The 23,686-nt window shown below is 52.8% G+C and carries 18 protein-coding genes; 17 read left to right on the top strand and 1 reads right to left on the bottom strand.

Annotated elements, in window-relative coordinates; all coding sequences use genetic code 11:
* The first annotated feature begins 3 nt into the window (after window positions 1-3).
* The 6 genes from GURA_RS25140 (at window position 4) to ettA (ending at window position 8,485) form a co-directional block, all read left to right on the top strand.
* A complete protein-coding gene (locus tag GURA_RS25140; RefSeq protein WP_268741727.1) occupies window positions 4-450 on the top strand; it encodes an efflux RND transporter periplasmic adaptor subunit in 447 nt (148 codons plus the stop codon).
* Window positions 450-3,545, top strand: coding sequence for an efflux RND transporter permease subunit (locus tag GURA_RS16735; protein WP_041246086.1), 3,096 nt, complete (start codon window positions 450-452; stop codon window positions 3,543-3,545). Before GURA_RS25140 ends, GURA_RS16735 begins: the two co-directional genes overlap by 1 nt.
* A gap of 201 nt (window positions 3,546-3,746) precedes the next feature.
* Complete coding sequence (gene trpB / locus GURA_RS16730) at window positions 3,747-4,940, top strand: tryptophan synthase subunit beta (protein WP_011940110.1); 1,194 nt, start codon at window positions 3,747-3,749, stop codon at window positions 4,938-4,940.
* 379 nt (window positions 4,941-5,319) lie between these two features.
* A complete protein-coding gene (locus GURA_RS16725; RefSeq protein WP_011940109.1) occupies window positions 5,320-5,967 on the top strand; it encodes a transglycosylase SLT domain-containing protein in 648 nt (215 codons plus the stop codon).
* A 113-nt stretch (window positions 5,968-6,080) separates the two neighbouring features.
* The gene (locus GURA_RS16720) at window positions 6,081-6,578 is read left to right on the top strand and encodes an LEA type 2 family protein (RefSeq protein ID WP_011940108.1); all 498 of its coding nucleotides are present in this window, start codon (window positions 6,081-6,083) and stop codon (window positions 6,576-6,578) included.
* Window positions 6,575-8,485: an energy-dependent translational throttle protein EttA gene (gene ettA / locus GURA_RS16715; protein ID WP_011940107.1), complete on the top strand. Its 1,911-nt coding sequence runs from the start codon at window positions 6,575-6,577 to the stop codon at window positions 8,483-8,485. Before GURA_RS16720 ends, ettA begins: the two co-directional genes overlap by 4 nt.
* Before the next feature lie 83 nt (window positions 8,486-8,568).
* Here ettA and GURA_RS16710 read toward each other — a convergent pair whose 3' ends face one another.
* Entirely contained in the window at window positions 8,569-10,350 is a 1,782-nt protein-coding gene (locus GURA_RS16710) for a multiheme c-type cytochrome (protein ID WP_011940106.1), read from the bottom strand.
* Window positions 10,351-10,624: 274 nt separating this feature from the next.
* Between GURA_RS16710 and GURA_RS16705 the strand changes: the two genes are divergently transcribed.
* The 11 genes from GURA_RS16705 (at window position 10,625) to GURA_RS16660 (ending at window position 23,671) form a co-directional block, all read left to right on the top strand.
* Entirely contained in the window at window positions 10,625-11,977 is a 1,353-nt protein-coding gene (locus GURA_RS16705; protein ID WP_011940105.1) for a hypothetical protein, read from the top strand.
* Between the two features lie 34 nt (window positions 11,978-12,011).
* Entirely contained in the window at window positions 12,012-12,371 is a 360-nt protein-coding gene (locus GURA_RS16700; protein WP_011940104.1) for a hypothetical protein, read from the top strand.
* A 76-nt stretch (window positions 12,372-12,447) separates the two neighbouring features.
* The gene (locus GURA_RS16695) at window positions 12,448-14,658 is read left to right on the top strand and encodes a methyl-accepting chemotaxis protein (protein WP_011940103.1); all 2,211 of its coding nucleotides are present in this window, start codon (window positions 12,448-12,450) and stop codon (window positions 14,656-14,658) included.
* A gap of 25 nt (window positions 14,659-14,683) precedes the next feature.
* Entirely contained in the window at window positions 14,684-15,487 is an 804-nt protein-coding gene (gene trpA, locus GURA_RS16690) for a tryptophan synthase subunit alpha (RefSeq protein ID WP_011940102.1), read from the top strand.
* Between the two features lie 153 nt (window positions 15,488-15,640).
* The gene (accD, locus tag GURA_RS16685) at window positions 15,641-16,489 is read left to right on the top strand and encodes an acetyl-CoA carboxylase, carboxyltransferase subunit beta (protein ID WP_011940101.1); all 849 of its coding nucleotides are present in this window, start codon (window positions 15,641-15,643) and stop codon (window positions 16,487-16,489) included.
* Window positions 16,490-16,529: 40 nt separating this feature from the next.
* Entirely contained in the window at window positions 16,530-16,673 is a 144-nt protein-coding gene (locus GURA_RS24795) for a hypothetical protein (RefSeq protein WP_198134489.1), read from the top strand.
* Window positions 16,660-16,884, top strand: coding sequence for a hypothetical protein (locus GURA_RS16680; protein WP_011940100.1), 225 nt, complete (start codon window positions 16,660-16,662; stop codon window positions 16,882-16,884). Before GURA_RS24795 ends, GURA_RS16680 begins: the two co-directional genes overlap by 14 nt.
* A gap of 67 nt (window positions 16,885-16,951) precedes the next feature.
* A complete protein-coding gene (locus tag GURA_RS16675; RefSeq protein ID WP_011940099.1) occupies window positions 16,952-18,226 on the top strand; it encodes a bifunctional folylpolyglutamate synthase/dihydrofolate synthase in 1,275 nt (424 codons plus the stop codon).
* A gap of 65 nt (window positions 18,227-18,291) precedes the next feature.
* A complete protein-coding gene (locus GURA_RS16670; RefSeq protein WP_157046237.1) occupies window positions 18,292-20,358 on the top strand; it encodes an LPS-assembly protein LptD in 2,067 nt (688 codons plus the stop codon).
* Window positions 20,359-20,391: 33 nt separating this feature from the next.
* A complete protein-coding gene (locus GURA_RS16665) occupies window positions 20,392-22,182 on the top strand; it encodes a DNA methyltransferase (protein ID WP_011940097.1) in 1,791 nt (596 codons plus the stop codon).
* The gene (locus GURA_RS16660; RefSeq protein WP_041245518.1) at window positions 22,157-23,671 is read left to right on the top strand and encodes a hypothetical protein; all 1,515 of its coding nucleotides are present in this window, start codon (window positions 22,157-22,159) and stop codon (window positions 23,669-23,671) included. Before GURA_RS16665 ends, GURA_RS16660 begins: the two co-directional genes overlap by 26 nt.
* Window positions 23,672-23,686 lie beyond the last annotated feature (15 nt).

The following is a 23,686-nucleotide window of genomic DNA, read 5'->3' as shown; positions in this document are numbered from 1 at the left end:
GCCATGGCTGGCGGCGAGTTGCAGATAGAGGCAGTTATCCCTGACGAACCCGGCAGTAAAGAAATCGGGACGATAAGTTTTCTGGACAATATGGTGAATGCCGCTACCGGCACCATCAAGCTGAACGGGATTTTTGCCAACAGATCCAGAAAACTCTGGCCGGGACAGTTTGTCGATGTGGTGATGACACTCTCCTCCCTGCAGAATGCCGTCGTCGTCCCGACCCAGGCAATCCAGATCAGCCAACAGGGGCAGTTCATATATGTAGTGAAGCCTGACAAGACGGTGGAGATGCGGCCGGTAACTGTCGGCGCGGCATCGGGGGGGGCAAGCGTTATCGAGAAAGGTGTTGCGCCCGGAGAGACCGTGGTTGTCAACGGCCAACTGCGCCTGGTTCCAGGCGCCAAGGTGGAGGCGAAAATCAACCCGGCGGCGGAGGGGAGAAAGTGATCAATATCGCCGAGATTTTCGTTCGCCGGCCGATCATGACCTCGTTGATCATGATCGCCATCTTCATCTTCGGTGTGGCATCGTACCGCTTGCTTCCGGTGAACGACCTGCCGAAAGTTGACTACCCGACCATCCAGGTCAGCGCCAACCTCCCTGGCGCCAATCCAGACACCATGGCATCGGCGGTCGCCACACCGCTGGAGAAGCAGTTCTCGACCATTGCCGGCGTCGACTCGATGACTTCAACGAATGGCATCGGCTCGACCAGGATCACGATCCAGTTCAACCTTGACCGCGATATTGATGCGGCCGCTCAGGACGTGCAGGCGGCGATCTCACTTGCTATTCGCCAGTTACCGGCGAACATGACGTCGCCGCCGTCTTTCCGGAAGGTGAATCCTGCCGATCAGCCGATCCTTTACCTGGCGCTCAGCTCTCCCACATTGCCTCTTTCCGCGGTTGACGAGTATGCGCAGACCCTCATCTCGCAACGTATCTCTACGATCAGCGGCGTGGCCCAGGTGTCGGTTTACGGTTCGCAGAAGTATGCCGTGCGTGCCCAACTCGATCCCAAAGCCCTGGCCTCCCGGCAGATCGGCATCGACGAAGTGGCGACGGCGATCGGCGATGCGAACGTCAACATGCCGACCGGGATGCTGGACGGGAAAAAGCAAGCGTTCACCATCGAAGCCAATGGACAGATGTTCAATGCGGCATCCTTCCGCTCGATGGTGGTGGCCTACCGGGACGGCTCGCCGATCCGCCTTGAGGAAGTCGGGCAGGTCCTTGACAGCGTAGAGAACACCAAGACGGCAAGCTGGTACAACAACACGCGCGCCATAGTCCTGGCCGTCCAACGCCAGCCGGGAACCAACACCATCGAGGTGGTGGACAGCGTGAAGAAGCTTCTGCCGACTTTCCGCTCGCAGATGCCGGCCTCAGTCGAACTGAGTGTTCTTTTTGACCGGTCCAACATGATCCGTGAATCGATGCACGACGTCAAGTTCACCCTCTGTTTGACGATCGGCCTGGTCATCATGGTGATTTTCCTCTTTCTGCGCAACTTGTCCGCCACCATCATCCCCTCATTGGCAGTGCCGATGTCAATTGTCGGTACGTTCTCCGCCATGCATATGCTGGGATTCTCCATCAATAACATATCCATGATGGCCCTGACCCTGGCGGTCGGCTTCGTCGTGGATGATGCCATAGTCATGCTGGAAAACATCGTCCGTCACATGGAAAAGGGTGAGAGTGCGATGGAGGCTGCTTTCAAGGGCTCTAAGGAGATCGGCTTTACCATCATTTCGATGACCATATCGCTGGTGGCGGTTTTTATTCCGGTACTGTTCATGGGGGGGATACTTGGCCGTCTCCTGCACGAATTCGCCATAACGATCAGCGTGGCAATTCTGGTCTCCTGTTTCGTCTCCCTGACCCTGACCCCGATGCTTTGCAGTCGATTTCTGAAGCCGCCGGCAGCAGAGCGACACGGACGCCTGTACCTCTTCATGGAACGCTTCTTCGACCGTTTGCTCAATCTTTACGAGCGCTCACTGCAACAGGTCCTGCGCTTTCGTCGGACAACCATGGTCTTGACGATACTTGTCACGCTGGTCACCGGCTGGTTGTTTACCAGAATTCCCATGGGATTCCTGCCGACTGAAGACACCGGACGTCTAAACGCCGACACCGAGGCGGCCCAAGGGACATCCTTCGCGGAGATGAAGCTTCACCAGGAAGCACTCGCTGCCATCATCGCCAAAGATCCGAATATCGACGGATTCATGTCATCCATGGGCAGCAGCGGGGCGAGCAACACCGGCCGCTTTTTTATCCGTCTCAAGCCGCGCAGTGAGCGAAAACTCTCCGCAGATGAGATCATTCAGGAACTTCGCCCAAAGCTCGCCAAAGTCCCGGGTATCCGAACATTCCTGAAAAATATCCCCTCGATCCAGATAGGGGGCAGCTCCTCCAAAAGCCAGTACCAGTTTACCCTGCAAGGTCAGAACACGGATGAACTGTACCGTGCCTCCAGTGACTTTGAGGCAAAGCTGCGTGAGCTTCCCGAGTTGCTGGATGTAACGAGCGACCTGCAGATCAGTAATCCGCAGGTGCATGTGGAAATCAACCGGGATAAGGTGGCCAGCCTGGGGCTCTCCGTGATGCAGGTGGAAGACGCCCTTTCCTATGCCTACGGTTCACGCCAGGTTTCCTCCATATTTGCCACGACCAACCAGTATCAGGTTATTCTCGAACTTGATCCGCTCTACCAGGGAGACCCGGCGGCTCTGGGCATGCTTTACATCCATAGCAAATCCGGACAGCTTGTACCGCTCGATACCATAGCTGCCATCACCAAAACCATCGGCCCGCTGACGGTCAACCACCTGGGACAACTCCCGGCGGTGACGATCTCGTTCAATCTCCGCCCCGGGCTAGCCCTTGGCGATGCAATGACTCTCGTTGACGAGCTTGCCCGCACAGCTCTCCCTCAAACCGTGAGTACCAGTTTTCAGGGGACCGCGCAGGCATTCCAATCCTCATTCAACGGCCTGCTGATCTTGCTGGTGATGGCCGTCTTCGTCATCTACATTGTGCTCGGCGTTCTCTATGAGAGCTATATTCACCCGATCACCATCCTGTCCGGACTGCCGGCCGCCGGTTTCGGGGCACTGATCACCCTGATGATCTTTCACTGCGATCTTAATATCTATGGATTTGTCGGGATAATCATGCTGCTCGGCATTGTCAAAAAGAACGCCATCATGATGATCGACTTTGCCCTGGAAGCCGAGAGGAAGGACGGGAAACGGCCGCTTGATGCCATTTATGAAGGGGCTCTGGTACGTTTTCGGCCGATTATGATGACGACCATGGCTGCCCTGATGGGAACGCTGCCAATCGCCATGGGTTTAGGTGCCGGAGGAGAGTCGCGTCAGCCACTGGGTCTGGCCGTTGTCGGCGGGTTGCTCACCTCGCAGTTGCTGACCCTCTACATCACGCCGGTTGTCTACTACTACATGGATGTGCTGCTGGCAAAGGTGCGCTCACGGAAAAAGCTCCTGGTGGCACCCGCTGCTGATGATGTTTAGGTGGTTGGACGCTGTTTTATTGCTCCAGATGCTAAACATGTAAAACACTGAGGTATGACAGGGGCGGCCTGCCCGATTGGGCGAGGCAAGCCTCGCCCCTACCATTGATATGTTTAACAACCGAAACAATAACGCGCCGGTCTTGCAATTTATTTACTCCGGGGATATTATGCAGTTTCATTACAGAACCTGGAGGTTTCAGTGAAATTACCCGATAAGCAAGGGCATTTCGGCCAGTTCGGCGGCAGATACGTATCGGAAACATTGATGCCGGCGCTGTTCGAGCTGGAGAAGGCTTACAACCATTACAAAAACGATAAAGAGTTCAAGGAAGAATTTGCCTATTATATGCGCCAGTATGTGGGGCGACCCAATCCCCTCTACTTTGCGGAAAAACTCAGCAAAAAGCTCGGCGGGGCAAAGATTTACCTGAAACGTGAAGACCTGAATCATACCGGTGCCCACAAGGTGAACAACACCATCGGCCAGGGACTCCTGGCCAAGCGGATGGGTAAAAAACGGGTGATAGCCGAAACCGGCGCCGGTCAGCACGGTGTTGCCACAGCCACCATTGCCGCTCTTTTCGACATGGAGTGCGAGGTGTTCATGGGCGAGGAGGATATCCACCGGCAGTCGCTGAACGTTTTTCGAATGAAACTCCTCGGTGCCAAGGTTACTCCCGTGACAGCGGGCACCGCCACCCTCAAGGACGCCATGAACGAGGCGCTGCGCAACTGGGTAACCCATGTCGGCAACACGTTCTATGTCATCGGCACCGTCGCCGGTCCACATCCTTATCCCCTGATGGTTCGCGATTTCCAGTCGATTATCGGCCGGGAGGCAAAGGCGCAGCACAAAAAAATCGAGGGGCGGCTTCCTGATTATCTGGTGGCTGCCGTAGGCGGCGGGAGCAACGCCCTCGGTCTCTTCCACCCATTCATGAATGATAAGGACGTGAAAATGGTCGGGGTCGAGGCGGCCGGTTATGGAATCTCCTCCGGTAAGCACGCAGCGCCTCTCTGTGCCGGGAGCGTCGGAGTGCTTCACGGCAACAAGACCTATCTGCTTCAGGATGAGTTCGGCCAGATTGCCCACGCCCATTCCATTTCCGCCGGTCTCGACTATCCCGGCGTCGGTCCTGAACATGCATGGCTGAAGGAATCAGGCCGTGCCGATTATGTATCGGTAACCGATGAGGAGGCGCTGGAAGGGTTCAGGGTATTGACCCGGGAAGAGGGGATACTGCCGGCACTGGAGTCATCCCATGCCATTGCCCATGTGCTGAAAATGGCGCCGACTCTCTCTAAGGACAAGACAATCATTGTCTGTCTCTCCGGCCGGGGGGACAAGGATATTCATACGGTTGCCGAGGCAATGGGGGTAAAGCTGGAATAGTCTGCCGGCAATTGCCGTGTTTTTTGCTTTAATTAAAGTAGTGCCTGTGTAACTTGTTGAATTTAAAGGTGAAGCAAAGTTTATGCTTTGACTTGTACGCTGTTTTGATGTATAAAGGTGTCACCCTGCAAATTTATGGCAGGTTGGAAAAAGGACCCGATCGGGTCCTTTTGGCGTTTTCAGACATTTGTAAAAAATTGTTGGTTGCAAGTAAAAAGTTTTCAATTATAATATGCTAACTATGGGGCGGCATCCCGAAAGGGTAAGAACGCGCGCTTCAAATTCATAGAAAGGAGATTTTAGCCGGAAACGATACTGGAAATTCTTAGGGTCGAAAAGGACCAGCCGGCAAAGCCTGATAAAACCGACAAAATTAATTATGAAAAAAACTATTTTGATTTTGGCAGTAATGCTGCTACTGGGGGCATCCTGCGACAAGGCTCATATCCAGCAGGTCCAAGCACCTGCGAAGGTGGGGGATTCGGAGCTTGATCGCGAGATTCGCAGGGTGATGGAAAAGGGGATAAATCTGGAGGAAAGAAAACGCCAGGTTCCGGCCATAGCTACGGCCTTTGCCCGAAGGACCGAGCCGCAGCGGGCCCGTTGGCTTGCCGCTCTTTGTTATCTTAAGACATTGGGAACCACATTTATGCCGATGGACCTTGCAGAGATTGCCCTTGCTGAAACCGGCGCTCATGGCTTATCGGCCCGGGCCGTGTCGCATAAAGGTGCGCTGGGGGTCTGGCAGTTGATGCCCAGCAGGGCGAAAAGCCACGGTTATGCGCCTGACGACATGGAAGACGATGAAAAATGTGCGGCTGCCGCGGTCCGTGAACTACTGAGCAAGCTGGAAATGGCGAACGGAAACATTGTGAGGGCAAAAAAACTTTATTGCGGCGTGGGACCGGAAGCAAATGCCTATGAGGTGAAACGGCGCCAGTTCAGGAGGGAAATCCTTGATGAATTGACTAAAGCCGGATCGCAGGCTGCGGAAATAAAAAGGTACAAGACTGAAAGTCCGTCGTAACCGGATATGGTTTCCATCCGGAAAATAGAATATATTGTCGCCGGTTAAACGGTTGTGTTATTGTAGGCGGGTCCCACGAGGGATCCGCCACATTTGTTTCCGGGAGAGATTTTGTGAAAAAACTGCTGTTCTGCTGTCTGATGTTCCTGACCGGCTGCTCCTTGTTTGTTGCAAATCCTGAAGTAGTGATAAAAGATGTGAACGTAACCGGCCTGGATGAAGGCGGAGTCGCAATAGAATTTTATCTTTCGGTTACAAATCCCAATAGTTACGACCTGAAGCTGCTGGGCTACAGCTATGATCTCAAGATCATGGCCGTCCCGCTGTCGAAGGGGGGCGCCCGTGAGCTGGTGGATTTTCCGGGTAAATCTACCACCGACGTGAGGCTGCCGGTAAGAATCGCCTACCATGACATGGTGGAGATACTCAAACGCCGGCCGGACCCGAACCACATCCCCTATCAGCTCAAAGCTGGTTTTGACCTGGATACACCGGTGGGAGCACTTGCCGTTCCCTTTGACAAGAGTGGTACCTACGCGATTCCCGAGAGTTACCGCCCCTCCTTTTACCTCAAACAAATCAGTGATTTACTGGGCGAATTGAAAAAATGAATGTTATAGACGTTGTCGGACTGGAAAAAAGTTTTGGCGCAAGAAAAGTCCTTGATTGCGTCACCTTTGCCGTCGGTGAAGATGAAAAGATCGGACTGATCGGCAGGAATGGCGCGGGCAAATCGACCATGCTGATGATCCTGGGCGGACTGGAAGACCGCGAAGGGGGCACTGTCGCCATGAAACGCGGCGCCACGACCGGATATCTTTCCCAGGAACCGCTGCTTGATCCCGAATTGACTGTGGCGGAAGAGATTGAACGAGGGTTGAAGGAAATCCGCCGGGTCATGGAAGAATTCAACGAGCTTTCCGCAAGGATGGCCGACAATCCATCTGACATGGAGAGACTCCTGTCGAGACAGGGTGAGCTTTCCGGCTGGATAGAACATCATGGCGGCTGGAATACCGATTACCGGGTTTCCGAAATAATGACCCATCTCCAGTTGCCCGACCGAAACCAGCGGATTTCTGAACTGTCCGGCGGGACGAAGCGGCGCGTGGCCCTGGCCAGGCTGCTCCTGGAGGCGCCGGATCTGCTGCTTCTGGACGAGCCGACCAACCATCTCGATGCGGACACCACCCAGTGGCTGCAGGAATACTTGAAGAACTATCCAGGCGCAGTGCTGCTCATCACCCATGACCGTTACTTCCTTGATCAGGTGGCAACACGGATGCTGGAGCTGGACGAGGGGAAGATGTTTTCCTATGGCGGCGGGTATAGCCGCTACCTTGAGCAGAAGGAGGAACAGCTCCTTCAGGAAGAGCATTCCCGCTCGCGCCTCCTCAACCTGCTGCGCGTCGAAACCGCCTGGATACGCCGAGGCGCCAAGGCGCGGACGACAAAGCAGAAGGCGCGCATCGACCGTTATCACACCCTCCAGGGAAAAAACGTCGTGCAGTCCGTTAAAGATACCAGGATCGGTTTCACCACCGACGAAACCCTGGGTGGGACCATCCTTGAATTTGCCGGCCTGTCTAAAGCCTATGGACCGAAGCAGCTCCTCAGCGATGTTACCTTTCGCATGAAGCGGGGTGACCGGGTCGGGATCATCGGTCCCAATGGCTGCGGCAAAACCACCCTGTTGAAGATGATCATGGGTGAGGAGAGCCCTGATACGGGGGCGGTCGTGGTCGGTAAAAAGACCCGGACTGCATATTTCGACCAGTCCCGGCAGGTGCTCAACCCGGAAGAAACCATCTACGATTTTCTCGGTGAAGGGGACTACGTCCAGTCAGGCCAGGAGAAACGCCACAAGATCGGCTACCTGGAGGATTTCCTTTTTTCTGCTTCGGACCGGATGCGGAAGATCAAGACCCTTTCCGGCGGGGAAAAAAGCCGCCTGATCCTGGCAAGGCTGATGCTTCTCGATGCCAACCTGCTGATACTGGATGAGCCGACCAACGACCTGGATATTCCCACCTTGCAGCTATTGGACGAGTCACTGGCAAACTTTCCCGGCTGCGTACTGATGGTGACCCACGACCGTTTTTTCCTCGACAAGGTGGCCACCGGCATCCTCGCCTTCGAAGGGGCTGGTCGGGCGACTTTTTACGAGGGGAATTACAGTTTCTACCGGGAACTCCGAGAGCAGGTGCGGAGCGAAGAAAAGGCAGAGGCACAGAAGGATGGGCGACGGGGTGCAAAAAACCAGTCATCTTCCGATGTGATGAAGCCGAAAAAAGGGCTCACCTATGCCGAGCGGCTCGAACTGGAGCAGCTGGAGAAGGTGATCGAGGAGCTTGAACAGCAGAAAACGTCTATTGAGGCAATGCTCGCAGATCCTCGCGAATACGAGAAGGCTGATGGTGGCATTGCAGGGCTCTCCGCCGAATATACCAGGGTAGAGCAGGAGCTGGCGGCACGTTATATACGATGGGAGGAGCTGGAGCTGAAGAAAGAAGCGTAAACTTCAACTTGTTGAGATATTGCCGGAAAGAAAAAGCCCACCCCTTTTAAGGATGGGCTTTTCTGCTTGAAACGAAGGAGATGCTAGGGACGGTTACCTCCCGGCCCGCCGAGCAAGTAGTTGATAGCCAAAGCTTTCAGGCCGGTCGGTCCATCCAGCTGTGGACTCGAATATATTACTGCACTGTTCCACGGATTTTTTGCCGTGGTGACACCGTTGATCGCTGCCTCCACGTCAGTCGCGTACCCACCGGTGTTGGTCTTCGAGACCAAGTCGCGGTCGTAAAGCCAGTCAAGTGAGTCATAGATCAGTCGCTTGGCATAGAGGTCGTTGTGGGCGTAAGCGCCCCAATCATTTTTAAGCAATCCATAATTAAAGTTGGCACCCATGGTGTTGGGGCCTGTTCCTTTTATGATAACTCCGTCAAGTTTCTCCCAGGTCTTCGTGCTGCCTCTTTTTTGAGCTAGAACTCCATTAAGTATCGCTAGCGCAGCTTGAAATCCCGCTCGCCTCGCCTGAAGGGTTTGCGCAGTCCATGCCGGTTGGATGGCGCCGTTGTGGCACTTGGAGCAGGTACGGCTGATGATGCCGGCGATTGCTACGGCAGACGGATCGGATGCCTGCTGATTATCGAATGTCACGGGTAGAAAAGAGTGCGACTCGTCACTCTTCATGTGGCAGGTGATGCAGGGACCGCGGCTGCCGGTGCTGTTGGTGTTGTTGAAGCCGATCTCGTCATGGAGGAAGGCGGATGAGGTATAGCTCCGTCCGCTATATTCATAGCCGCTCTGCTGGAACAGATTTCCGGCGCCGGCGAAATCATGGGCGCTTATGCTTGTGCTTGTACTAAAGTTGAAAAAGTTGGCAGCTGCAACAGTGATCATTCGCCCGATGCCGCGCCCTGCATGACAGCTGATGCATATGTTGGACGGGCCTGCGTCGGGAAAATATACCGGCATATTGTTTAGCTTAACCGTTGGTGAGGTGTTCGCCGAAGAGTAGTTGTAATAGATCCGCACCTGGGGAAGCGCCCTAAGTTTATAGCTATAGGCGTTCCCTTTGCCGTCGTCGTGGCAGGCATTGCATCCGGTAACTTCTTTGGTCTTGTCGGTTGAGACTGACGGATACAGGACTACGGGGTACTGTGGACCTGCGAACGGTCTCTGGTCACTGTAGCCTGAAGCGACAAAGTTGATGAAGCCGGTCGTGGTGTGACAACGAACACAATTATTTTGGAATGACAGGTTTACTGGTTCATAGGTGCCGCGTGTCTTGAAGTCGTAAGCTGTCCTTGCCCCGGCAAGAGTGTTGCCGTGCCCGCTGTCAGCCCACTGACGGGCGATCTCGATGGCGCTGCTGGGATTGTGGGGATTATGGCATTTGCGGCAATTGCTCACATATTGTGAGCTGACAAAGGATGCACGATACTTGATGTTGGGCAAACTAGCGGTCATGTTGCCGAAATGCTGCGGCGAATTGAGGATCATAACGTCGTCCGGGTGATTCGGGCCGTGGCAATTGTTACAGAGACCGGCCTGTTCCGGGTTATGGAATCCGGCTGATACGGGTGAAGAGCCGCCATGGCAGACCCCGCAGCTGTTCGGGTGACCGTTTCCTTCCCCATGGCAGTCAATGCAACTCGCTCCGTTGCTGGTATTGTGGGTGGAAAGCTTCCATTCCTCGACAATGTTCATGCCGGTAACCGGAGAAATATTATTAGTTGTCGTATGACAGCGTATGCATGCTTCTGAGGCAGCAAAGGTTGAAAGTGCAGTCTGGCTTCCTGAATTGTCACTGCCGCAACCTGTCATGACTGCAATCAGCAGAGAAAGTAAAATTAATGATGTGAAAAATCCATTTTTCATCCCCTCACCCTCCTTTAATTAGGAGCCTTATACCATTTATGTCGTCAAAAATGTATAAAAAAATATCTGAAAGCTCATCGGCTTACTAATATTATCTTGCACTTATTTATGTTAAGTTGACTTCATATGCTCAATATTGTAATACTAGCCAGTATTTTACCGTGTTAAGCACTAAATATATGTAATTATTTTCATAAATGTATTGATGATCGTTTAGCGTCGTATTCGATGCAAATTTGATGAATAACTGAGAAATGTGCAGAGGAGGGGATCCATGCAAAGCCGATTCACGATCAAGCTTGTTTTGCTTCTGATCGGCGCTTTCACGCTTACGAGCGCCGGTAAGGCGCACGCAATTCCTGCTTTTAGTCGTCAGCATAAAACCGAATGCTCTACCTGCCATACAATTTATCCGGAACTTAACGAGTACGGGGATGCTTTCCAAAAAAACAGCTATGTTCCGCTGGTCAAGCCTTCCGAAGCGAAAGCTCCGGCATCTCCAGCTGCTGCCGCTGCCATTGCCGGTGAAGGCGACCCGGAATTGCTCGATAAATTAAAGGCCCAGGCAGCCACTTCCAAGGTTGAGAACGACCAGGCACAGGAACCGAAGAATAAAGGAAACGAGGGACTCTGGCTTGCCGGCATACCAGAACAGCTCCCCCTCTCCTTCCGGGCAACGCAAAACATCGTCTATGACGAGCATGCGGCTGATGGCGACAAATTCGATTTTTCAACCCGGACTTTCGCTTTTCAAGCCGGCGGCGCCTTCCGTGACAAGTTCGGATTTTTTGCCTCATACCTGTTGACGACGCATGCGGACAGCACCACCGACACCAATAACCTGCATGAACTGTTTCTGCAGTGGCGCCACATCCTGGATACACCCATAAACCTGAAATTCGGCAGGTTTGAACCGAAGCTCAGCCTCTGGAAGAAAAACAACAAGGTTACGACCGCCTCCTCCCTGGCTACCCTGTCGTACCGGGTCGGGAGCTCGCCGTTCACCCTGGAATCAAGCCAGGATGCGCTTGAAGCCAACGTCGTCCTCTGGAAAAGGCTGTTTGTCGCCGGCGGAATTGTGGACCGGAAGGGGCAAAACGCAAAAGAAGGTTATGGTCATGTTTCGGTGAAGGTAGGCGGTTCCGATTTACTGGGCAATGAACCGGCGGTCGACCTCGACAGCGACAGCGTGTGGGACTATCTGTCGGTGACGTTCGGCACATATGGTTATTTCGGTCGCAATACCATCAACGACACCGATACCTTCACCAAAAACAGATTTTATCGCGCCGGTGGCGACATGGACCTCCAGTATAAACGTTTGAGAGTCAAATTGAGCGGCGTAAAAGGGCGGGACGACAACCCGGATTTCGCCACGGTTCCCCTTGAAAGGGATTCCGTCGTGCTGGCTTCCGAGGCGGAATACTACCTCGGTTCGCCTGTTAATGCCGTCGGTCTGTTTCGCTATGAGCACCAGGATGACGGTGTCGGCATCGTGCGTCGTTATATCCCCGCCATTGCGTATACCCCTTTGCAGAATGTGAAGGTCACCCTTGAATACCGGTATGAAGATGCCCCGGCAGTGATTTCGAGAATTACCCTGCTTGGTGTGACGTATAGTTTCTGATCGTAAACAAACAACACAGTGGAGGATTTTTGCAATGGAAAAAACCGTTATTCTTCTTGTTCTGCTCTGTTTGTTCAGTACTGCTGCCCATGCCGGTATCAAGGTTATCGGCAAGGGCGACAACATGCGCCTGGATCCGTCCGCATTCCCTCCTGCCATGAAAGCCAATTACGAGATAATGAGGGTCAAGTGCGTCAAATGCCACACCCTGGAAAGAACCATAGTAGCAATCCAGACGGGGATTGCGCCCATCTCCGGCCAGCTCTTTGACCGGAGCGCCACCAAAGCGTACGGCATCAAGATGTTGCGTAAACCGGATTCGAACATGAGCAAGCCGGAGGTCAAGGCGACCGTCGATCTTATGAACTATCTCCTGAACGAGGCTGAACATTGATTCGACCAATGGGTTAAGAAATTCACCCTGTAGAGATGGCGGCAACAACTGCCGATAAACCAACAGAGGACTTGTTGTGAAAAACTTGAAACTTAGTCATCGTCTTGTCGGTTCTTTTATGATAATGGCCCTGATTGTCGCCATAACCGGCGCTTTCGGCTCCTGGAGCATGAGGCGGGTCGGCGACCAGATTCAGAACATCATGCAGAATCTGGCCAGCCAGCAGAAACTGGTTCTGCTCATGGGGGTAACGCAGAAATATTGTCATGTCAGTCTCATGCAGGCGGCGCTGGTGCGTGCCGAAATGGAAAAATTTGAAGAGTATGCCGAAGATTACCGGATGAAGCGGGATCTCTTCAGAAGCCAGTGCAACATCATGTTGAAAGGCAATGCGAAGCTGGGGATCAAGCCTGCGCAGCATGGGAGCGTTATCGAAAAACGGACCCAGGCGGCCCTTGCCAGTTGGGAAGAGGTCGAGAAGATTGCCGACGAGCTTCTCGCCCGCAAGGAAGCGTTGCTGAAAGGGCTCAAAGCCGGCGTCGTCGATCAGGCGGCCATGGCTGCCCTTGCCGATGAAAAATTGCATCGTCTCACGGAAGACGACATAAATCCTGCCATAGAAAAAGCCAAAGCCGATGCCGACGACCTGCTTGTTGAGGTGGGTATCCAGATGACCAAGGCGGACAAGCAGGTCCGCGAAATTCAGAGTTCTGCGGGAATTGCCTTTGTTGTGGTAATCATCGCCGCCGTCCTGCTTGGGCTTTTATTGGGGCTCAAGACCACGAAGAACATCGTCAACCGCATCAATAGAATGGCCAGAGCCCTGGATAACGGCGCGGAGGGGGACCTTACCGCCAAGCTTGAAATCGACTCAGGGGACGAGCTTGGCAAGTTGGGGAGCGATTTCAATGTAATGGTGGAGAAATTGTCCGGAATGGTCGGCAATGTCAACAAGTCCGCGGCTGAATTGACCCATTTATCCGGCACTATTACCGAATCTTCGCAAAAAGTCGTGAATACGGCCAAATTGCAGGCAGAGAGCGTCAACAATACCTCGGCGGCGGTGAGCCAGATCAACGCATCAGTCAAAGGGGTTTCCCAGGGTGTTGACAGTCTTTCCCTATCCGCTTCGGAAAGTTCCTCATCGATTCTGGAGATGGCAGCCAGCGTTGAAGAGGTGGCCCAGAATGTTGAAACCCTGTCGCACTCTGTCGATGAGGTGAGCTCATCCATCCTCCAGATGGCTGCTTCCATCAAGCAGGTGGGTAACGGCGTCGTCAGCCTCCTGGATGCTTCGACCACCACCGCATCATCGGTCATGGAGATGGACAGCAGCATCAAGCAGGTGGAGAAAAATGCCATGGAGACCGCCGCCATATCCGATGCGGTCCGCAAGGATGCCGAGACCGGCAAAGAAGCGGTGGAGGCTACCATCGCCGGCATCAATGAAATTAAACGTTCGTCGCGCATCACCTATGAAGTTATTGACACCCTCTCCGGCAGGGCCAATGATATCGGGACAATCCTTTCGGTAATCGACGAGGTTGCCGAGCAGACCAACCTCCTGGCGCTGAATGCGGCTATTATTGCTGCCCAGGCCGGTGAGCACGGCAAGGGTTTTGCCGTTGTCGCAGATGAGATAAAGGAGCTTGCCGAGCGCACCAGCAGCTCCACCCGCGAGATTGCGATGGTTATAAAGGCGGTACAGGACGAAACTCACCGGGCGGTTAATGCCATTGACCAGGCGGAAAAAAGCATTGCAGACGGTGAACTGTTGTCGCAGAAATCGGGCGAGGCGTTGAACAAGATCGTATCGGGTGTGAAGAAGGCAACGGAGCAGGTGGAAGAAATAGCCCGCGCTACCGTCGAGCAGGCGAGGGGAAGTCAGATGATCCGTGATGCCATGGAGCAGGTCTCCGAAATGGTCGGTCAGATCGCCAAGGCTACCCGTGAGCAGGGACAGGGGAGCGAGCTCATTATGACCGCGGTGGAGAAAATGAAGACCCTCACGACCCAGGTGAGGTCTTCGACCCGTGAACAGAGCAATGTCGGTAATTTTATCGCCCAGTCCACAGAAAATATTACAGATATGATCCAACAGATCAAGCGAGCCTGTGACGAGCAAAATCGCGGAAGCGAGCAGATTGTGGTCGCTGTTGAGGATATTCAGCAATCAACCCATATCAACCTTGAAGCGACAGGGGCGATGGATGAAGCTGTTTCCGGCTTGTTCCGTCAGATAGAGATTCTTCGCAACGAGATGGGCATGTTCAAGATTGAAGGGTGAGTCGGATGATCGGGGAGTTATATTGATGAGCAGAATTGCAACAACATTTGCCAACCTGGCGAAGCAGAATGAGAAGGCGCTTGTCACGTTTATTACCGCTGGCGATCCTGATCTGGAAACAACGGAGAAACTGATCCTGGAACTGGAAAAGTCCGGCGCCGATCTGATCGAACTGGGTGTACCTTTTTCCGATCCGATGGCTGACGGACCGACTATCCAGCTTTCTTCGGAGCGCGCCCTCTGCGCCGGTACGACACTGCCTAAAATTTTAACCTTGGTAAAATCTGTTCGGCAACAGACGGAGATTCCCCTTATTCTGATGGGGTATTACAACCCGGTCTTTCTTTATGGCATAGAGCGGTTTGTAGCCGATGCCGTGTCGGCGGGGGTTGATGGCGTGCTGCTGGTCGACCTGCCTCCTGAAGAAGCCGAAGAATTCAAGGCGGCAGCGGATCGGGAAGGGTTAGACGTGATATTCCTGCTGACCCCCACATCCGATGAAGCCAGGATCAGGAAAGTGGCAAATCTTGGCAGTGGTTTTATCTACTATGTTTCGGTTACCGGCGTTACCGGTGCGCGGACGAGTGTTGCGGATACGGTTTTTCCCGATGTGAAAAAGATCCGGGAGCATGTAACCTTGCCGCTTGTGGTCGGTTTCGGCATTTCCGACCCGGTGCAGGCCGGCCGGGTGGCAGCCGTTGCCGATGGCGTGGTTGTAGGAAGTGCGCTGGTAAAGCTTTTCGAAGAATTCCGGGGGGATGAACTCCGAGAGCGGCTAGGCGGATTTGTCGCAGCATTGAAGGCAGGGGTGAAGGCGGTCGGTGGTTGATGGGCGGTGGTCGGTGGTTGACCAATTTAACCATCGACCGCCGACTGCCGACCGCCGACCGTTTAAACATTGACATCCACCCCCCTTTCTGTTAATAGACGGTTTTATTTAAAATAAAAATTGGCTGGCAAATGCTGCCATAAGAGGTTGAATATGGGCTTATTCAAAAAAAGCAATGTTGCGCCGGAGCAGGTTGAAAAGAAACGGGTCCGGGTACCTGAGGGGCTCTGGACAAAATGCCAGAACTGCGGTGAGGTGATTATCTCCAAAGAGATCGTGAATAACCTCAATGTTTGCCCAAAATGCAATTTTCATTTCCGCATTACTGCCCGCAAAAGACTGGAAATCCTTCTCGACCAGGGAAGCTTCGTCGAGTTTGATGCGAATATGGTGTCGGTTGATTTTCTTAATTTCAAGGATTCCAAGAGTTACCAGGAGCGGATTAATGCTGCCGTAGCCAAAGGGGGCTCAAAAGACGCCATTATCTGTGGCGAAGGGCAGATAGAAGGGACCCCGGTGCAGATGGCGGTATTTGACTTTTCCTTCATGGGCGGCAGCATGGGGAGCGTGGTCGGTGAGAAGATCACGCGGGCCATTGAGCGGGGGATTGAGAAGCGTACGCCGGTGATCATCATCTCTGCTTCCGGCGGGGCGCGCATGCAGGAAAGCATTCTGTCTCTGATGCAAATGGCCAAGACCTCGGCGGCCCTGGCAAAACTGAAGGAACAGGGACTGCCGTTCATCTCCATACTTACAGATCCCACCACCGGCGGCGTTACGGCAAGTTTTGCCATGCTGGGCGACATCAACATGTCCGAACCAAAGGCCCTGATAGGTTTTGCCGGCCCACGGGTCATCGAGCAGACCATCCGCCAGAAGCTGCCCGTCGGCTTCCAGCGTGCCGAATACCTTCTCGATCACGGCATGGTCGATATCATCGTCGAGCGGAAGGATATGCGGCAACGGTTGTCGCAGATACTGAAGATGTTGTACCGGCAGTAGGCGCTGGTTCTTGCCGCGGCGGGTTTCCTCGCAGTTCGATATGTCCACGATTGTTAAAGCCGCCATCGTCACCGCAGACGGGGCGGCTTTTTTACTATTAACGCACGCAGAGGAGTATTTCGATGTTTTTGATCAGCAGGACCTATTCGCACGCTTAAAGGGGAAATTCCATGATGTTGACTGACGAGGAAAAAGCAGAACTGCGCAGCCTCGCCGCATCCCAGTCGATGCGTGCGGATTCCGAACTGCTTCGCGCCGCCAGCCGCGACCCGTTCATTGTGGACGGCAAAGTGGACTGCGACCGGGTCATGGAGTTCCTGTCCGAGTACAACTCATTCCTGAACCACCCCGTTAAGCCCTGCCGGCAGTTCATCGAGAAGATCATGCTGCTGTGACGGCAGCAGCCCTCCCCGCTAAAAGTATGGACTTTCCCTGCCTCTTTCCCTATAATTCCCGCCTGTCATGACCTATCAGGAGACCCTCTCATATATCTACGGCCTTGGCCGTTTCGGTATGAAACCGGGGCTGGAGAGGATCACCGCTACTCTGCAGGCGCTCCATAACCCGCAGGATGCCTTCAAGACCGTCCACGTTGCCGGCACCAACGGCAAGGGTTCCACCTCCAGCTTCCTCGCTTCCATGCTTGCCGAAGGGGGGCACCGGGTCGGGCTCTTTACTTCTCCGCACCTGATAAATTTCACCGAACGCATTCGCATCAACGGCCGTGAGATAGCCGAAGAGGAAGTGGTTCACCTGGCTGAGCAGGTCATCGCCGCAGCTCCACCTGAAACCACATTTTTCGAGCTGGTTACTGCCATGGCCACCCTTTACTTTGCAGAACAAAAGGTCCAGCTGGCGATCATGGAAGTGGGGATGGGAGGGCGGCTCGACGCCACCAACGCCCTTTCCGGCATCCTTTCGCTCATCACTCCCGTCGCCTACGACCATTGCGATTATCTGGGCGCTTCCCTGGCCGCGATTGCCGGGGAAAAAGCAGGGGTCATAAAGGTGGGGCGGTCCGTCGTGGTTTCCCCCCAGGAACAGGATGCACTGTCGGTTATCAGGAATCGCTGTCTGGAGATGAAAAGCCCCTTCTATGGCTATGGTGAGGCATTTACCGCTTTCTGGTCGGATACCGGGCTGTCATACCGGGGGATCGGCCTGGAAATGGACGGTTTGCGCCCCGGACTTGCCGGGCGCTATCAACAGGCGAATGCGGCCTCTGCTTTAGCGGCGGCAGAGCTTCTTGACGGCATGGGATTTCCCCTGGATGCGGGTACCTTGCGCAGTGGGATCGAAAAAGCGCACTGGCCAGGGAGGATGGAGATACTCGGTACATCCCCCCGGATACTGCTGGACGGCGCGCACAATCCTGCCGGCAGTAAGGCCCTGGCTGAGGCGCTTGAAGACATTCCGCGCGATCGCCTCCTGATTGTTGCCGGCATGATGGGTGACAAGGATGTCGACGGTATCCTTGGGCCGCTCCTGCCCCTTGCTGACGAAATGTTGGCCGTCGCACCATCCCTTGCGCGTGCTCTGCCGTCGGAGAAGCTTGCCGAATTCTGCCGTTCCAGAGGGGTAACGGCCCATGATGCGGGTACTGTTGCCGCAGGACTTTCGTCTGCCCGGGATATTGCCGGACCGGACGACCTGATACTGGTTTGCGGCTCCCTCTTCACGGTTGGCGAGGCACGGGCAGTTCTCCTTTCAAAGAATTTCGAACCTTTTCGCGGCTGATGCGACTTCCGTTTCATCTGTATGGTACGCTACCCCCTTTTCTTGCCGATTATCACGAGAGAATAATGAAACATCCGATTGTGTTAGCGCTTTTCTCAAATATCTTCGTGCTGTTCCTTCTTTTCCAGGTCGCTTTCGCCGAAGAAAACTCCCCTGCCGGTGGCGTTAAGATCACGGCCGATACCCTTTCCTACGAAAGCAGGAGTGCAACCTACCAGGCCAAGGGGAATGTGCGCATGCGCTACGACGGCGTCACTCTCCTGGCAGACAGCGTAATCTTCAGGGAGGAGCAGAGTGAGGCATTTGCCAGCGGCGGCGTAGTCATGGAGAGGGATGGTGACGTGCTGCATGGTGACAGCCTCACCCTGAACACGACGACGGAACTGGGAGAGGTCTCCAATGGCGACCTGTTCATCAAGAAACCGAATTTTCATATCCGCAGCAGCAAGATGACCAAGGTGGGGACGGAGGATTACCGCATGGAACGCGGTTCCTTCACCACATGCGACGGCGACTCTCCCAGTTGGCGTTTCACCGCCCGCGACCTGGATGTGACCCTGGAAGAGTACGCCACCGGTAAAGATGTCGTGTTCTACGTGAAAGATCTTCCGCTCCTCTACACCCCCTACATCATCTTTCCCGTCAAGCGGGAGCGGCAGTCCGGATTTCTCATTCCCCTGATACGCAATTCTTCCAAAAAAGGGTTCAACTTCGACCTTCCCTTTTACTGGGCCATAAGTCCCAGCCAGGATGCCACCTTTGATCTGGATATCCAGAGCAAAAGAGGGGTCGGCACCGGCCTTGATTATCGCTACATGCGACAACGCGGCAGCGAAGGGATATTTCGCGGCTACGGCATATTCGACACGTCCCAATCACGGTTCCGGGGTGCGGTTGTTGAGAAGCACCTGGAAGCGGTTTCCGACAGCCTGAACATCAGATCCGATATCAACATGGCCACTGACCGGGATTTTTACACCGACTTTGCCGAGGTTGCCGGTGAATATAACCGGCAGGACCTCGAATCCACGGTATCGCTGACCAAAAAGTGGCAGGATTATGCGCTGACCGCGGAACTAAGGTACGTGGAGGATCTCTACGCTCCGAACAACAGCGCAACCTTGCAGAAGCTCCCGGCGGTGTCGCTCACCGGCATCCGGCGCAAAATCGGCGCGACGCCGCTTTTTTTCTCCCTTGACTCAAGCCTCGTCAACTTTTATCGCGAAGAGGGGGTGAACGGGCAGCGTTTCACCCTGCACCCGACCGTCACCACGTATTTCCAGCCGGTTTCAGCCCTGGATGTTTCCGCTTTTGCCGGTTACGGCCAGCGCCTTTACAACGCCTACGGCGCCGATCCGGGCCGGGGTTCCCACGGAGAGGGTCTTGCGGACGCCGGTGTTTCGGCATCGACCAGGTTTGCCCGGGTTTATGATACTGCGTGGGGGGCGGTGCGCAAAGTGCGACATCTGCTGGTGCCGGAAGTGAGTTATTCCTTTGTCCAGGAGAGAAGCCAGGATCAGCTCCCATTCTTCGACTTTGACGACCGGGTTGTGGGCCAGAACCTCCTTACCCTTTCCCTGACGAATTACCTGACCGGCAAGGTCATTCAGGCCGATGGTTCCCCGGTTTACCGTGACCTTCTCTATCTGCGGATCAGCCAGGGATACCAGGCAAGCGGTTCACGGCGCGACCTTCTCACCCTGGTGGACGAGGGGCGCACCTTGACGGACCTCCGTCTGGAATCGCGCTTTACGCCGACTCCTGAGATATCCCTCAATCTGGACAGCCGCTTCAACACCTATCAGGGGCGCTTTTCCACCGCAAACCTTTCCGCCGATTACAGCGACGGCAGCGACAACCGTGCCGGCCTCGGCTACCGCTTTTCCCGCGGCGAAGTGGAGTACCTGGAGGGGCGGATTGGCGTGGCCCTTGTCAAACCGTTCGTTTTCAATTACACTAACCGGTATTCCTTTGATAAGGGGGGCTTTATCGAGTCCTACTACGCCCTTGAATATAAACACCAGTGCTGGAGCGTGACCTTTTCCTACCGTGACCGCCCGGACAACCGGGAATACATGGTGACCTTCAATCTCGCCGGTATCGGCGCCATCGGACCGATCAAGGCGTTTTAGGTCTTAAACCTTTTATGTAAACATGGAATATATATGCCCACAGCAAGCCGCAGGAAATACAGCAGGTACGATCAGCAAGAGTTACCGCTCATGGGCAGTTTGTCGTCTTATGTGAATGCTCAACAGAGTGGGGAACTTGATATCTCCAGCATCGATGCGGACATCATCAATACCCATCTTGGAATCCTTATTCCAGATACCTTCCCAGCTAGGCATAATTTACATAAATACTGGGGGAAAAAACCGGCAAATGTATTTAGCAAGTGTATTTCATTTTTTTCAAAAGAAGGGGAATTGGTCTTAGATCCCTTTTGTGGCAGTGGTATTACTGTTGTTGAAGCTATTATTGAAAAAAGAAAAGCTGTCGGTTTTGATCTTAACCCTTTTGCCGTTTATTTAACCGAAACATTGATAGCCGGCAATAAATGTGAAGAGATTGACCATGCTGCGGCTACAATAATGGCTGAGTTACTGCCTCACTTATATGATATTTACGGAAGCCGCTGTATCTTGTGTGGAGCAGAAGTTATACCAAGATCGTTTGGATGGCATAAAGAAGAACTTGTCTCAGTGCGTTATAACTGCACTAAATGTAAAAAGAAACTGGAACATCTGCCTACGGATGAGGATTTGCGGAAAGCATCAGCTCAGTATGAAGTTTCCTGTCCGGATATGGAAATGTATTACGGCTGGGAGATGCAAAAGCTGAAAAGACGGAAAATCGAAAAGTTTTCCGACCTGTTTACTCCCCGTAACCTGCTGGTATTGTCTCGGCTCTGGTCATTGATTTCTCAGGTGGAAGATGAAGTTTGTCAGAGGTTTCTAAAGCTTACCTTTACAGCGAATCTCGCTCAATCGTCGAGGATGATCGCGGATTATAAGGAAAACGCAGGCGGCCCGAGCTGGAAAATTAACTGTTACTGGCTACCGGCCGATTGGCAGGAACTTAATGTGCTTCATTATTTTAAAAATAGATTGGTGCGGACAAAAGCTGCGGTAAATGAATTAAAAGAAGTCCTGCCTGATAATGCCGCAAATTGGGGTAAAGTGCTGATCCATGATTCGCGGAAGAAATTTGCCTCACTTCAGGATAATTCCGTGGATTACATCCTTACCGATCCACCTTACGGCGGCGAGGGGATTCAGTACGGCGAACTGTCTATGCTGTGGAATCTCTGGCTGGGATTCCATGAAGACCTCGATGCGGAAGTTGCCTTTAATCCCTACCGGAACAAGTCTGAAGTCGACTATGCAGCAGGGTTGAAAAAAGTATTTGCCGAAGCTTATCGTCTTCTAAAGCCGGGGCGCTGGATGAGCGTGACGTTCAATAACAAGGATATCAAAGTTTGGAACTCATTAATTTCAGCCTGTAAGGACAGCGGCTTTGAGTTGGTTGTGGTTGCTCCGATACGGAGGAGCGCACCGTCGCTAACGGAAAGCGTTATGACCAAAGCCCCTAAAAGCGATGTCCTTATCCACTTCAGAAAACCCGATGGTTCCATTAAGAGGCATGTTTTCAGCAAGGGGCTATTTAATGTCTTTGACGAAACTTTGCGGTTGACGCATGAAATCGTGTACAAGAAAGGTTTTGCCCATAGCAGCGATATTCTTGACGCATTAACCGTAGAGTGGTTTACCTTTCAATACAGTGTGGAAAACGGCAAAACAGACGGTGAACTGACCCTGCATACGGTTAATGACGTATTGGCTCAATCGTCGCAATTCAAATGCCTGCACAAAATTTCCAAACAGATAGACGAAAAATTCTGGATTCATGCTAACCGTGGAGATGCAAATCATGAAATTGCCGTTAACACCGATTAGCAGCACAGATGCCTTGTTGGAGTTCGATATATGGTTGACGCCGACGCTGGGTGAAATTCGCGATACGGAGCGCTTTAATAAGGAGATGGAGAGCGCTGTGCGAATTTTTGAGGTTTTGGGAAGGACGACCGACAAATTTTCGCTGAAAAAACGGCCTGACATAAGCAAAATAGCCGAAGCAGTAGAGGTGGAAATAGCTAACTCCGATAAGAAATCGGCAAAGAAATTTCTCACGTCGATATCAGACCTTATCTATCTTGTTAGCGGAAAATCCGACAATAACTGCAAGTGCCAGTTGCCGATTTACATCCGACAAAAAAATATACTTAACAGTATGCCTGTTGTGAGTAAAGGATGCTTGAATTATCTGGATTGGCCCAGGGTCATAAAAGCAGAACAATTTATGACAATTGTCGCTAATTTAGAAAAGTACACGGACATACAGACTGAACTGTTACGAGAGTTTTTCGAATTTACTCTTTCAGATGACGCTTACTTGTCTCAACTATGGGCCATCGGTAACTGTTACTATTCTCTAAAACCTTACAACAAAGAGAAATCCCTATTATCGCCCCTGGTTATTTTCAAGATTAGGGGATCGGTTACCGCTTCAGGGGGGCATAATCCCGAACAGCTGTTGCGAACAATGATGACTGATTGGGGTATGAAGCAAGGAGTAGATTTCAATAATGATGATGTAGTGATTAATACTGCTGCCGCAAGAAAAAAAGCCGACAGCTCAGATCGGACCAAAGTTAGGAAATACGATTTTATCCTTCCCTACAACACTGTCGGATGGCAGCCTAAACTGTTCGTTCAATGTCAGTTTTATGCAGGAGATTCCGGCAGTGTCAGTCATAAAAACGTAGATCAGACCTCATCTGCAAGGCGTTTTACGGTAAATCATTTGTTTGTTGAATATGTTGACGGCGCCGGTTATTTTGCTTCTCTTAACGGCGATCTGAAAACCCTCCTCCAAATGAAAAATACCCATTCGTTTTTCCAGATCAAAAGCGCGCCGATCAGGTTGCGCCGTGAACTTCAACGGATAGGCTTTCTGACAGATCTGGAACTTGAACACGCTTTGTTGAAGTTCGATGGCGATAAGACCCAAGCTGTAAAGGCGCTGGCAGAGTACGGTTACACTATTTCTGAAATCGAAAGAGTTTTCACATCTGCAGTCGATGACGGGAATATACTTAAAACGGAAAAACACAAGTTCAGCCTCTCTGAGACAAGGATGGAAATGTCTCGCCGCTATCTGATCCTGGATACGGTCGCAGTTAATGGCAAAACCGTCTCAACGCAAAAATCCAGTGGATATGTTCTCGTTCCGGGATTTGGACCATTCTATGGTCTTAAACTTAAAGATATTCCCAATCTGGTTGCCCAATATGCACCGTCATTGAAACCGGCAATCGGTAATACGACAAGATTCCTCGATGATATAGAGTGGTTGTCGAAACAGGGATATATCATGATGTCTTGACGAGTTGTCGATTAT

The organism is Geotalea uraniireducens Rf4 (assembly GCF_000016745.1).
In the GTDB taxonomy this organism is placed as follows: domain Bacteria; phylum Desulfobacterota; class Desulfuromonadia; order Geobacterales; family Geobacteraceae; genus Geotalea; species Geotalea uraniireducens.
This window is presented reverse-complemented; position numbering and strand designations above follow the sequence as displayed.

Excerpts from the sequence above, each read along its gene's own strand:
- GURA_RS16725 (WP_011940109.1), top strand. The coding sequence starts at position 5,320 with ATGAAAAAAACTATTTTGATTTTGGCAGTAATGCTGCTACTGGGGGCA.
- GURA_RS16675 (WP_011940099.1), top strand. The coding sequence starts at position 16,952 with ATGACCTATCAGGAGACCCTCTCATATATCTACGGCCTTGGCCGTTTC.
- ettA (WP_011940107.1), top strand. The coding sequence starts at position 6,575 with ATGAATGTTATAGACGTTGTCGGACTGGAAAAAAGTTTTGGCGCAAGA.
- GURA_RS25140 (WP_268741727.1), top strand. The coding sequence starts at position 4 with ATGGCTGGCGGCGAGTTGCAGATAGAGGCAGTTATCCCTGACGAACCC.
- GURA_RS16705 (WP_011940105.1), top strand. The coding sequence starts at position 10,625 with ATGCAAAGCCGATTCACGATCAAGCTTGTTTTGCTTCTGATCGGCGCT.
- GURA_RS16680 (WP_011940100.1), top strand. The coding sequence starts at position 16,660 with ATGATGTTGACTGACGAGGAAAAAGCAGAACTGCGCAGCCTCGCCGCA.
- GURA_RS16710 (WP_011940106.1), bottom strand. The coding sequence starts at position 10,350 with ATGAAAAATGGATTTTTCACATCATTAATTTTACTTTCTCTGCTGATT.
- GURA_RS16660 (WP_041245518.1), top strand. The coding sequence starts at position 22,157 with ATGAAATTGCCGTTAACACCGATTAGCAGCACAGATGCCTTGTTGGAG.
- GURA_RS16670 (WP_157046237.1), top strand. The coding sequence starts at position 18,292 with ATGAAACATCCGATTGTGTTAGCGCTTTTCTCAAATATCTTCGTGCTG.
- GURA_RS16700 (WP_011940104.1), top strand. The coding sequence starts at position 12,012 with ATGGAAAAAACCGTTATTCTTCTTGTTCTGCTCTGTTTGTTCAGTACT.
- GURA_RS16665 (WP_011940097.1), top strand. The coding sequence starts at position 20,392 with ATGCCCACAGCAAGCCGCAGGAAATACAGCAGGTACGATCAGCAAGAG.
- trpA (WP_011940102.1), top strand. The coding sequence starts at position 14,684 with ATGAGCAGAATTGCAACAACATTTGCCAACCTGGCGAAGCAGAATGAG.
- accD (WP_011940101.1), top strand. The coding sequence starts at position 15,641 with ATGGGCTTATTCAAAAAAAGCAATGTTGCGCCGGAGCAGGTTGAAAAG.
- GURA_RS24795 (WP_198134489.1), top strand. The coding sequence starts at position 16,530 with ATGTCCACGATTGTTAAAGCCGCCATCGTCACCGCAGACGGGGCGGCT.